6 protein-coding genes are annotated in these 13,876 nt (G+C 32.6%); all 6 read left to right on the forward strand.

Features of this window, described 5'->3' with window-relative positions; all coding sequences use genetic code 11:
- The first annotated feature begins 156 nt into the window (after positions 1 to 156).
- The 6 genes from hsdR (at position 157) to ACE1TI_RS16365 (ending at position 13,833) form a co-directional block, all read left to right on the forward strand.
- Complete coding sequence (hsdR, locus tag ACE1TI_RS16340; protein ID WP_375008621.1) at positions 157 to 2,529, forward strand: EcoAI/FtnUII family type I restriction enzme subunit R; 2,373 nt, start codon at positions 157 to 159, stop codon at positions 2,527 to 2,529.
- A gap of 20 nt (positions 2,530 to 2,549) precedes the next feature.
- Positions 2,550 to 3,992: an N-6 DNA methylase gene (locus ACE1TI_RS16345; protein ID WP_375008622.1), complete on the forward strand. Its 1,443-nt coding sequence runs from the start codon at positions 2,550 to 2,552 to the stop codon at positions 3,990 to 3,992.
- A complete protein-coding gene (locus ACE1TI_RS16350) occupies positions 3,989 to 5,710 on the forward strand; it encodes a restriction endonuclease subunit S (RefSeq protein WP_375008623.1) in 1,722 nt (573 codons plus the stop codon). The genes ACE1TI_RS16345 and ACE1TI_RS16350 overlap by 4 nt, the downstream gene beginning before the upstream one ends.
- Before the next feature lie 22 nt (positions 5,711 to 5,732).
- Positions 5,733 to 7,580: a DUF262 domain-containing protein gene (locus ACE1TI_RS16355; RefSeq protein WP_375008624.1), complete on the forward strand. Its 1,848-nt coding sequence runs from the start codon at positions 5,733 to 5,735 to the stop codon at positions 7,578 to 7,580.
- 353 nt (positions 7,581 to 7,933) lie between these two features.
- Positions 7,934 to 12,871, forward strand: coding sequence for a DUF4011 domain-containing protein (locus tag ACE1TI_RS16360; protein WP_375008625.1), 4,938 nt, complete (start codon positions 7,934 to 7,936; stop codon positions 12,869 to 12,871).
- A gap of 344 nt (positions 12,872 to 13,215) precedes the next feature.
- Positions 13,216 to 13,833 carry a hypothetical protein gene (locus tag ACE1TI_RS16365; protein ID WP_375008626.1) on the forward strand — a complete coding sequence of 206 codons (618 nt, stop codon included), beginning with the start codon at positions 13,216 to 13,218 and terminating at the stop codon, positions 13,831 to 13,833.
- The last annotated feature ends 43 nt before the right edge of the window (positions 13,834 to 13,876 follow it).

Raw genomic sequence — 13,876 nt, forward strand, 5'->3', positions numbered from 1 at the left:
AAGTTGATGTCGATTATAGAGCTTACTTTTATACAATAATGAAGGTACTTTTAACATTGAATAAATGTCAAATACATTTCTTCAATGGTTAATGTATTAATGGTAAAATATAACCATATTTATACGGTCGTCGAATTAGGTAAGGTGGTGTGGTAATTGAGTAGAGAAAAGCTTTCAGAAAGAGATGTATGTACAAAATATATCACCCCTGCTATTACAAATTCAGGTTGGGATCTTCACCGTCAAATTCGTGAAGAAGTGTCGTTTACAAATGGGCGTGTCGTTGCAAAAGGCAGTGTATATACACGTAAAAAGTCAAAACGTGCGGATTATATCCTATATTATAAGCCTAATATCCCCATTGCCATTGTTGAAGCAAAAGATATGAAACACTCAGTTGGTTCAGGTATGCAACAAGCATTAGAATACGCTGAAATGTTGGATATTCCTTTTGTGTTTAGCACGAATGGTAAAGGGTTTTTGTTTCATGATCGGACCGGCAATAACGAGGTTGTTGAGCAAGAATTAGCAATGAATCAGTTCCCTTCACCGGAAGAGCTGTGGAAGAAATATCGAGAATGGAAAGGGTTAAGCTCCCAGGAGGAAAAGGTTTTTACATATGACTATTATGTCGATGGGAGTGGAAAAGAGCCACGATATTACCAACGAGTCGCAATCAATCGAACAGTCGAGGCTGTTGCTAAAGGGCAAGATCGTCTTTTGCTTGTCATGGCGACTGGAACAGGAAAAACTTATACAGCCTTTCAGATTATTTGGCGGTTGTGGAAGTCAAAGAAGAAGAAAAGAATTTTGTTTTTGGCTGATCGGAATATACTTGTTGATCAAACGAAGACCAATGATTTTAAACCTTTTGGAGATAAGATGACCAAAATTGAAAAACGTACTGTAAATAAAGCATACGAGATATATCTCGCTTTGTATCAAGGCGTATCCGGGGTAGAGGAAGATAAAAATATATACCGCCAGTTTTCTCCGGACTTTTTTGACTTGATCGTTATTGATGAGTGCCATCGGGGCAGCGCTGCTGAGGATTCATCTTGGAGGGAGATCTTAGAATACTTTTCCTCTGCGACACAGATTGGGCTTACAGCGACACCAAAAGAGACCAAGGATGTTTCAAACATTGATTATTTTGGTGAGCCTATTTACACATATAGCCTGAAGCAAGGAATTGATGATGGTTTCCTAGCTCCTTATCGTGTGATTCGTTATACATTGGATAAGGATGTTGAAGGATGGCGTCCTGAAAAGGGTCAAACCGATACGTATGGGTATGAAATCGAGGATCGGATTTACAATCAAAAGGACTTTGATCGCCAGTTGATCATAGATGATCGAACAAAAACGATTGCTATGAAAGTTACTGAATATCTTAAAAATACAGATCCTTATCAAAAAACGATTATTTTTTGTGTTAATATAAATCATGCTGAGCGAATGCGTCAGGCAATGGTCAATGAAAATGCAGATATGGTTTCGGAAAATCGCAAATATATCATGCGTATTACTGGTGATGATGAAGAAGGGAAGCGTGAACTGGACAATTTCATTCACCCAGATGAACCGTATCCTGTAATCGCAGTTACATCAAAGTTGATGACAACAGGGGTAGATGCACAAACATGTAAGCTCATTATTCTCGATTCCAATATCAATTCGATGACCGAATTCAAGCAAATTATTGGTCGGGGTACTCGAATTAACGAAGAGTTTAGTAAATACTCGTTTACCATTATGGATTTTCGAAATGCAACTCGCTTATTTGCGGACCCAGCATTTGATGGACCACCTGAAAGTGTATACGAGCCTAGTGAAAATGATCCTGCTACCCCACCTGAAGACGAAGAAGATCGTGATGAACATGGTGTTAAAGGCTTTCCTCAAGGTGAACACGATGAAGGTTGGGGAGACGACGACTGGTCTAGGGATGAAGAAGTGAATGAAAAACCTCAAGTTTATACCGTAGACGATGTGAAAGTAAAGGTACTCAATGAGCGAGTTCAGTATATTGGGGAAGATGGGAAATTAATCACTGAGTCCTTAACCGATTATACTAAGAAAACCGTTCGAAAAGAGTTTTCATCACTCGATGATTTCCTTCGTAAATGGAAAAGCGCGGATAAAAAAGAAGCGATTATTCAAGAGTTATTAGAGCAAGGTGTATTACTGGATGCCTTACAAGAAGAGGTTGGCGAAGATATGGATCCATTCGATCTCATCTGCCATGTTGCCTTTGATCAGAAGCCATTAACCCGTAAGGAACGTGCACAGAATGTGAAAAAGCGAGACTATTTTACGAAATACGGTGAACAGGCAAGAAAAGTGTTAGAAGCTTTATTGAATAAATATGCTGACGCAGGTATTGAACATATTGAAGATATTCAAGTTTTAAAATTACCACCTTTTGATGAATATGGTTCTATGATAGAGATTGTTAAGATGTTTGGTGGAAAACAACAGTATCAAGAAGCCGTAAGAGAATTGGAACAAGAAATTTATACAGCTTAAATAACTAGGAGAGGGTTCATGTGAGTATTTCAAGTATTATTAAATCCATACAAGACATCATGCGTCAGGATGTCGGGGTTGATGGGGACGCACAGCGTATTGCCCAACTCGTATGGATGATCTTTTTAAAGATATTTGACGATAAAGAAATGGAAATGGAATTAATCGAAGATGATTACCAATCCCCTATACCTGAGAACATTCGTTGGCGTAATTGGGCAGCTAATGATGAAGGGATGACGGGAGACGAGTTGCTTGATTTTATTAACAACGAATTGTTTCCGACCTTGAGAGAATTACCTAGTGTTCAAGAGGGATCTCGTGGCTTTATTGTAAGGGAAGTGTTTCAGGATTCGTATAATTATATGAAATCAGGTACACTGATGCGGCAAGTCGTAAACAAAATCAATGAAATTGACTTTAATAGTTCGGAAGATCGTCACCTGTTTAATGATTTTTATGAAACCTTTTTAAAAGACTTACAGAGTGCCGGAAACGCAGGTGAATATTATACACCACGTGCGGTTACTCAATTTATGGTTGATATGGTTAATCCTAAACTTGGCGAAACCGTTCTCGACCCTGCCAGTGGAACGGGTGGTTTTTTGACGTCATCTTTAGAACATTTGAAGAAACAAGCTGATACAATTGATGATCGAAAAGCTATTACTGAGTCGATACTCGGTATAGAAAAGAAGCCGCTACCTCATTTATTAGCGGTCACAAATTTAATTTTGCATGACGTTGAAATTCCAAAAATCAGACGAGATAACTCTTTATCTTATCCATTACGTGATATCCGCGCAAAAGATAAAGTGGAAATTATTGTAACCAACCCTCCGTTTGGAGGTGTTGAAGAAGATGGCATAGAAGTGAATTTTCCTTCAAATTTTCGAACGAAGGAAACAGCAGATCTTTTCATGGTATTGATTTTGACAAAATTAAAAGATAACGGTCGATGTGCGATTGTGTTGCCTGATGGATTTTTATTTGGAGAAGGGGTTAAAACAAGATTAAAGGAACGTCTCCTTGAGGAGTGTAACCTCCATACCATTGTTCGTTTGCCAAATGGTGTATTTAATCCATATACGGGTATCCGGACAAATTTGTTATTCTTTGAAAAAGGAAAGCCAACGGAAGAAGTTTGGTATTTTGAACATCCTTATCCGGAAGGGCAAAAATCGTATTCAAAGACAAAACCTATTCGTATAGAAGAATTTGATCGAGAAAAGCAGTGGTGGGACAACCGTGAAGAAAACGAATATGCGTGGAAAGTAACAATTGATGAGATAAAAGAAAAAGATTATAACCTAGATATAAAAAATCCTTATTCTGAAGAACAAGAATGGTTATCCCCTGAAGAAACTTACTCACAGTACAAAGCTTCATTAGAGCAAGTTAAAGAAACAAAGCAAAAGTTAGCTGATGAACTAGCGGAGATTATAGGTCGGGTGAAAGCATGAAACATTTCATCGAACATTTCCAAGATGTCATACAGACAGAAGAAGATGTAGAGCTTTTGAGAAAAAAAATTCTTGATTTAGCCGTTCGTGGACAGTTGGTAGAACAAGATCCAAATGATGAACCAGCTTCATCAATAATTAAACGAAATAAAAATGAAAAAGAGAAATTGATTAGAGCAAAGAAAATTCGAAAAATTAAACCACTACCCCCAATTAATTCAGAAGAAATCCCTTTTGATATCCCAAAAAGTTGGGAATGGGTTCGTTTGGATGAACTCTCTGCTCCTGCTAATAATTCTTTTGTTGATGGTCCATTCGGAAGTAACCTGAAAACATCAGATTATACTCCTTTTGGGGTTAGACTTATCCAGCTTCAAAACATTAAAGAAGGATACTGGGATGATAGTAATAAAAAGTATATTTCTGTAGAGAAAGCTAATTCACTATCTAGATGTTTGACTTATCCAGGAGACATTGCTATTGCGAAAATGGCTTATCCTGTAGCTAGAAGTTGTATTGTTCCAGCTTTGGAGAAACAATATATATTAGTAGCAGACTGCATCAAATTAACAGTATTCCAACAAATACAAAAAGAATATGTATGTAACGTCTTAAATTCTATATTTTTTAAAAATCAAGCTGAAAATGTTAGCACTGGGACTACACGAAAAAGAATAAGTTTAGGTAAACTTAAAAAGTTATTATTTCCTGTCCCACCAATAAATGAACAGAGACGAATAGTTGATAAAGTGGATAAATTGTTCACATATTGCAATCTACTTGCATCAAACATTCGTCAAAAAAAAGAAAGATCTTCTTATTTAAATAAAAATGTGTTCACACGAATTAAAGACTCGACTAACAAAGAAGTCGACCGTGATATTAGATTTACAATTGAACACATGGAAGATCTTTTACAAACAAAAGAACATGTTCAGTTATTACGAAACAGTATTTTAAGCCTTGCTACACGAGGAAAGCTTGTAGAACAAGATCCAAATGATGAACCAGCGTCTGTTTTCCTTAAACGTATCAAGGAAGAAAAGGAACAGTTAATTAAAGAAAAGAAAATTAGAAAAACAATAGAAGCTCAACCAATTAAAGCTGAAGAAATACCATACAAAATACCAGATAATTGGGAGTGGGTTCGTCTATCCCAAATTGTTTATGTACTTGGTGGTTCAACCCCTCAAAAATCTAGGGCTGACTTTTGGAATAATGGTGACATTCTATGGGTATCCCCTAAAGACATGAAGTCAATGTATATAAAAGATTCTATTGACAAAATTACTTCAAAGGCATTAGAGCAAAGACCCCTTGCGTTAATCCCAAAAGAATCACTATTAATGGTTGTTAGAAGTGGAATTTTAAAAAGGACTATACCATTAGCTTTAACGCAAAAAAAATGTACCATTAACCAAGATATAAAGTCTTTAAATGTACCTGTAAAAAACGTTAATAAATATCTTTTTTGGCTATTAAAAGGTAATGAATCGAGAATTTTAGAAGAATGTGCTAAAAAGGGTACTACTGTCGATCGAATTATTTTTGATGATTTAATGAAAATGTTATTCCCTATTCCTCCTTTAAAAGAACAAATGCGTATTATAAATAAAATAGAAGAATTAATGAATATCTGTGATAAACTCGAACAACAAATTACATCAACAGAATATAAGAGCAATTTGTTTATGCGGTCTGTTTTACAAAAAATATAAAACAGGGAGGTGAATGTAAAGCATGAGTAAAATCGATGCTCAATCAAGAACTATACGTGAGCTTTTGAGTGGAACAAAATATGGGATTGATTATTACCAAAGGGAATATAAATGGGATACAAAAAATATACGGGAACTTCTTCAAGATCTAGAAACAAAGTTTCTTTCCAATCATCATTTGGAACATGAAAGAGAAGAAGTTCAACATTATGAAAATTATTTTCTAGGTTCAATTGTAATAAGTGAAAAGCAAAACCAAAAATTTATAATTGATGGTCAACAACGATTAACTTCTCTCACAATGCTTTTAATTTACTTACACAACTTGCAAATTGGTTTTTCGGATGAAAAAAAAGTAGATGTAAGTGACTTAATATTTTCAATAAAATTTGGAAAAAAGTCGTTTAATTTAAATGTTCCTGAACGTGATGACTGCGTTAACGCTTTATTTTCTGGTCAAGTGTATGACCCATCCGATCAGTCGGAATCCGTAAGAAATATTGTGTATCGATACAAAGATATAGAAGAAGAATTTCCTAATAGCTTAAAAGGTGATACATTACCGTATTTTATTGATTGGTTATTAGAAAAAGTTATTCTTGTTGAGATTGTTGCTCATTCAGATGATGATGCGTATACCATATTTGAAACAATGAATGATCGAGGTTTAAGTTTGAACCAGACAGATATGCTTAAAGGTTATTTGTTAGCAAATATTAAAAATTCCAATGAAAAGGAAAAAGCTAATCAATTATGGAAGAGCAGAGTTCTTGAGTTAATTGAAATTGGAAAAGAAGAAGAAGTAGACTTCTTTAAAACGTGGTTAAGGGCTAAATATGCCCGTACCATTAGAGAACGTAAAAAGGGTGCCAAAAACCAAGATTTTGATAAAATAGGTACAGAATTTCATAAATGGGTAAGAGATAATAAACAAAGTATTGGTTTAAACAATAGCTCTGATTTCCTACACTTTATAAAAGAACAGCTTGTATTCTTTTCAAAACAATATATTAAGATACGTAAAGCAGCCCAAAAACTTACAGCAAGTTTGGAAAGTGTTTATTATAATGCTCATAATAATTTTACTTTACAATATCCTTTACTCCTTGCACCATTACGACTAGAAGATGATCAAAACACAGTTGATACAAAAATTCAGTTGGTTTCATATTATATTGATAATTTCATTGTTCGTAGAGCGGTTAATTTTCGAACATTAGGTTATTCATCAATCGTTTATACAATGTTTAATCTTATGAAAGAGATTCGTGATTTAGATGTTATAAGCTTGTCATCGTTGCTTAAGAAAAAATTAGATGTGAATGAAATGAAAGAAACAATTGATGGTGTAAAAGACTTTAGATTGCATCAACAAAATTATCGTTATGTTCGATATGTTTTAGCACGTATTACTCATTATATTGAAAACCAAAGTGGGGTCGAATCTAATTTTGAAACGTACATTTCACGAAATATAAAAAAGCCTTTTGAAATTGAACATATCTGGGCTGATCAATATGAAAGGTATAGTGATGAATTTGATTCACCAGAAGCTTTTATGGAATACAGAAATCGAATTGGAGGATTGCTTTTAATACCTAGAGGATTTAATCAAAGTTATGGTAAAAAGCCATACGAAGAAAAGGTATCAGCTTATTTTGGGCAAAACTTACTTGCACAGTCGTTAAATGGACAATGTTATCAAAACAATCCCTCTTTTTTAGCTTATATTGAACGCAGTGGACTTCCTTTTAAGCCATATCCTCATTCATTTAAGAAAGAAGATCTAGATGAAAGGCAAGAACTCTATCGTTTAATTTGTCAGGAAATATGGAATCCATCAGGTTTAGAAGAAATTGTACAAATATAAATTTCACCTTCTTCACTAATATAAATAGTATTTGAAAGGTGACCGTATTATCTATCATTAAAGAAGGATATTTTTTCTTTTGATCTCTAATGGTAAAATTCATATTAAAAAAAGGAGCCGTTTTGGCTCCTTTTTTAGCATTTTTGATGGAATTGGATACTAAAGATCTATAACAAGTTTTTTCTAATTTGCTTGAGATTTTTTAATTTAAACAACGATGATAATTCTCAACAACAGGTTAAAATCCCCAACAAATAATAAGAATGACAGGAAGGATTTTCATGTTTAGCTATTTATGTCATAATATTTATAATAGGAAAAAAGTAGCGAGTTCTTAAAAGAGTAGAACATATATGAACGATCAACGACTCGACAAAAAAATTGAACAATGGAAATCAAGGTTATTGGATTTAACAAAACGAAATCGGCTGTTAAACTTCAAATCTACAAATTCTACACTTAAGTTGGATGAAGATACTGATGTGGTTTTTAGGCAATTGTATAATAATGATTACATAAGAGTTAATACATTGGTCGAGTTAAATGAAGAAGCTAAAAAAATTACCCAATTGAAAATTAAAAAGTCCAGGGAAGATATTAGTGAAGAAGAGATAAATAAAATTGAAGATAATAATCTTGCCAGGGTGTATCAAAAATTAGAAAAACAATTGAACAACATTCGTTTAAATGCGAAATCATCAATCGACGAAAAGGGTGTAAATACCCTTTATTTAGCTTGTGGTTTTTTAAATTGGACTGAGGTTGATCATAGTAATGTTGTTTTAAAATCGCCAATTTTATTGCTCCCTGTGTCATTATCTCGTGAAACGGCAAGGGATCCGTACTACATTAACAGATTGGATGATGAATTAATTTTAAATCCTGTCTTAGAGCAAAAAATGAAAGCTGATTTTGGTATTGAATTAACGCCCATTGAGGAATTAGCGGTTGATTTAGACAATTATTCTGAAATTATTAGTCATTATAACCAAGAGTTAAATATTGAAGATAATTGGGAAATCAATGACGAATCCTATATTGGGCTTTTTTCTTTTAGTAAACTTGTTATGTATAAAGACTTTGAACAATATGAGGAAATCGTTAGAGAAAACCAATTTGTACAGCAATTAGCAGGTATTGAACAAGAAAAAGATATTTGCCTGCGGGAAAACATTCCTGATATAAAAGAATGTGATCGCGAATTGAAATCAGAGGAATCATTCCAAATTTTAGATGCAGATTCAAGTCAGCAAGAAGCTATTTTTGCAGCTAAAAATGGTGTAAGTTTTGTCATGCAAGGTCCGCCTGGAACAGGAAAAAGTCAAACCATAACAAATATAATTGCTGAGTTGCTTGCCCAAGAAAAAAAAGTTTTATTTGTTAGTGAAAAGCGAGCTGCCTTAGAGGTTGTAAAAAAGAAATTGGATGAACAAGGTTTATCAGATTATTCCCTTGATTTACACAATCATAGCTCAAATAAAAAAGCAGTTTTAGAAGAATTAAAAAAATCATTCAATCAACAACCTTCACCATTTTATTTAAGTCACTCTTATTCTGAATTTGATCAAATCAAACAGGATTTAAATTATTACGTCGATGAATTACATCATAAGATATCTCCTTTGGAAAAGACGGCATACGAGATACATGGAGAACTTGCAAAATTAGATGATATTCCTGAGGTATTGTTTGATTTAGATAATATAAATTCTTATACTCAGGAAAAATTAAAAGTCACAACGAAAAAGATAAGAAGGTTACAAAAACAGAAAAAGAAAATAGGAGATTCTAAAAATCATCTTTGGCGAGGCACCATTTTAACTGAAACGGGATATGAGTTTGAAAGTAAAATAACCGCAATGTTTAGTCAATTAGCAGATAAATTACATCAATTAAATCACCAGCTAATAAGAACTTGCGAATTTATTGGTTATGACCATGACCTTTCACTTGCAGGCGTTGATCATTTGATTGATATTGGTCAAAAAATTGAAAATAAACCAGTTTTACCAACTCATTGGTTTAATAAAAAAGAAAAAGAGTCATTATATAATGCCAAAGAAAATATAGAAAATTATAAAGAAATTTTTAATACTTATTTTAAAATCCAAAATAGCATTTTGAAAGATTATGATCAGGGCATCTTAGAAGAAGATTTAAATAATATAAAAAATACATGTACAGAAAAGCATAAAAACACTCTTGCCGATTTCACCAATGATTTTGAACAAAGTTTTAATTTACTTCTTGATTTTGAATCAGAGCTATTGCATTCTTTAAACTCATTAAAAGACAATTTTGAAAAAACAACAAATGATTTGAGCGAATTAGAAAGTTTATTGAATACTAATTTTAATGGAATAACAAAAGAAAATGTTAAGGAACTATTCAATGTTTATGAAGGAATAAAAGATATCCCACGCCCTACAGGCTCATGGTTCAATTCAGATAATAATAATAAATTAAGAAAAGAAATTGAAGAAAACAAAAAATTATTTAACGAATACTCTACCTTAAAAAGCAAAATTGATGAAAAATATCAAATTGAAATCATTGATGAAGATTTAGAAGCGCTCTTAAACCGATACCAAAATGATTATTCGTCTTTTTTAAGAATACTTAAAAGTTCTTATAGAAATGACAATAGGTTTATTAAAAGCTTTCAAAAGGAAAAACAAAAAAGTTCATATTATGATACTATTCAAGATTTACGACTGCTTATGCGTGCCCAAAAAATGAGAAAACAAATTGATGATAAAAAAGATGATTTAGAAAATTTATTCGGATTTTGGTATAAAGGCGTTGATACTGATTGGGATACATTGAGAACAAATTTAGAAAGTATTTTATCTTTATCCTTGTATTTAGACAAAATTAATAAAAAAGAAATCTTTCAGCCATTTATAATAAGATTAGAAGAACAATCCTTAAAAAATTTCTATCAAATTATTAATGACTTAAGCAATAATTACGATAATATTATCCAAGACTTAACATTTGTAAGAAATAACTTTTTACCTAATATTAATCAAATTGATCGAACAGATAATATTTTAAAAATCGGTCCTGACATAAACCAAATTTTAAAAACAACCGAAGAGATTCTAAATGCCAAAAACACTGTTACTAAATATAAAAAATCGAATGAATTAATGGCATATGACTCTTTCGATAAATTATTTGATTTAGTGTCACAATTTAATCAACAAAAACAATTAATCAATAAAATGAGTAAAACTTTTTCTCTTTATTATGGGAAGCTTTATAAAGGCACTGAGACAAATTGGACGGATATAAAAGAAGCCCTTGAATGGACTTTACAAATGAAAAAGAATTTTAAGGATTGGTTCCCAGAATCATTTATAAATACTATTGAAGATTCTTCCCAAATAAATTCATTTATAGATTTGTGTCGCGAGTTAAAATCTCTCAGGGATGATTTAGAAGAAGAGTTGGTTTTCTATGAAAAGATATTTCAACCTAATGAACTCAAATTTAATAATAAATCCATTTATCATGCTGATTTAGCTGATATTTCACCACAGTTAGATTTACTTTCAAAAAATACTTCAAAAATCAACGAATGGGTTGTTTATAATGAATCATTACAAGATGTCATCAAAGATGGATTGAGCAATTTTGTCAATTCCGTGATTGAAAGACACGATGCATCGTTTGAAAAAATATTCTTGAAACGCTTTTACCGATTATGGTTAGATAACGCTTATAGTAAGCTTAATTCTTTAAAATCTTTTAGGCTTGATCAACATCATCATAAACTTGAAGAATTTAAAAGTATGGATGAAGAGCAAATCAACTCTAACAGTGCACGGCTTCATAAAATGTTAACCGAACAAAAAGAAAATTACATTAACAACATTGCTGATAAACGATCAGAGTTGGGAATTCTTAATCGAGAAATTCGTAAGAAAAAAAGGCATAAACCTATTAGACGACTTTTTTCGGATATTACAGAATTACTATTATCAATAAAACCATGTATGATGATGAGCCCATTATCAGTAAGTCAATTTGTTGATCCATCCAAATTAGCTTTTGATGTGGTTATTTTTGACGAGGCATCACAAATACGACCTGAAGATGCCATTGGTTCTATTATGAGGGGGAAACAAATCATCATTGCTGGAGATAATAAACAATTGCCGCCAACTTCCTTCTTTAGTCAACAAGTTGATGTTGATGATGAATTTATAGATGAGGAAGATGAAGATTTATATGAGATCTTTGAAAGCATCTTAGACGAATCTTTGTTATTTATGCCCACGATATCACTAAAATGGCACTACCGTAGTAAACAAGAATCGTTAATTGCTTTTTCAAACCGTGAAATATATGATAACAACTTGTATACCTTCCCTAATTCAATAAGTGGTACAAATGATGGTATATCATTTGTCCATGTTGAAGATGGGATTTACGATCGAGGAAAATCCAGTAAAAACATTAAAGAAGCCGAACGTGTTGCTTTGTTAGTAAAAAAACATATCAAACGAAATCCCGAAAGATCACTTGGAATTATTGCGTTTAATCAACAACAGCAAGAAGCTATCAGAGATAAAGTAGATGAGATGATACTTAGAATGCCTGAAATAGAATTCTACTTTAACGAAGATCATTTCGAATCATTTTTCATTAAGAACCTTGAAAATGTCCAAGGTGATGAGAGAGATACCATCATTTTAAGTATTGGTTATGGAAAGGATAAAAATGGTTCATTGTACTATAATTTCGGTCCATTGAATAAAGAGGGAGGAGAGCGAAGATTAAATGTTGCGGTGACCCGGGCAAAAAAAGAAATAATTGTGGCTTCAAGCCTTTTAGATATTGATTTAGATGACGCGAAGTTGAATAGGCGAGGACCAAAGTTACTAAAATCATATTTATCTTATGCTCGAAATAACGGAGAGTTTAGTCAAAACGAGGGTATTCAAAACGATGGCGATTTTGACTCTCCATTTGAACAAGATGTTTATAATATGTTACGAGATAAGGGGCTTGAACTGAGAAAACAAGTCGGCTGTTCTGGTTATCGTATCGATTTAGCTGTTGTTGATCCCAATCAACCTGGTAAATACATTTTAGGTATTGAATGTGACGGGGCATCTTATCATTCTTCCAAAACTGCCCGAGATCGCGACAGATTAAGACAGAGTGTGTTAGAGTCTCTTGGTTGGAAAATCAAAAGAATATGGTCACAGGACTGGGTCAAACACAAGAAAGAAATTACCGAAGATATTTTTACAGAAGTAAAAGGTATCGTTAAAACATAAGCAATAAGATTTTAAAGGTTAATTTTAACCCTTTGTTAAGTGAAACGCCGTCCAGATCGGACGGCGTTTTGAGGTATACCAATATTTCTAATTTGAAAGGAAAAATCTTTAAAAATATTAAGCACAAGGAAACTTGTGTTTTTTTATAGATATAAAAAATGAAAGTTTAAGCTTTAAAAGAAGGATAACCTAAATCCTTTACCAAAAATTTTGTTAAAGTTTAATACCATTTATAATAAAAAGTTCCAAAAAAGTTTTAATCAAGAAGTTCTTGTCAATCCTCAGAATAACTAAATTAAAAAATAATGAATATAAAAGTGTTTTTTGGGAAGGTGGAAATGCTAATGGAGGAAATGCAAGACAACAACTTCATAGAAGTTAAATCATGTGAATTAGAAAAATTGATTAGTGAAAACTCGGAACTAAAAGTTTTTTTAGATTTAGATGGAAAAGTAAAAAATGAAATTATTGAAGAATTGAATTTAGGGAAAATTATAGTCATATCGGTAAATGAATTTAGCCAAAGTGTACACAATCATAAAATTGGGTCAAGGATACCCCGGATGTTGAATAATCAAAATTATGCGATTTCAATCACAAACAATGAGGTTAATAACGAAAATAAAGAGAAAAATGAATCCTTACCTGGTCAATTTGATTTCAAACAGCATAGAGATTTAAAATATAAAAAACAAATTCACGATAATGTAAAAAATGATTTGAATAAAAAGTTAAGTCGCCGTGGAGAGAAAAAGAAATTTTATCAACAAATTGCTGCTGAATGGGAATATGTAGATAAGGATGGTAATCGAGATACTACTCAGGTTAGCAAGGTTTTAGCTGGAACACAGGGTTCAATTCTTTCAGAAGATATTTTATGTAATTGTCAACTGAAAATTCCCCCACATAGTCATTTAAAACTCCCCCACCTAAAATTTCCATTTAAGGGAATATTTATTTAAGATGAGGGGATACTGATGAGATTCCCGTTCTTCTTACACAGAC

Source organism: Alteribacillus sp. JSM 102045, assembly GCF_041949975.1.
Taxonomy (GTDB): domain Bacteria; phylum Bacillota; class Bacilli; order Bacillales; family Marinococcaceae; genus Alteribacillus.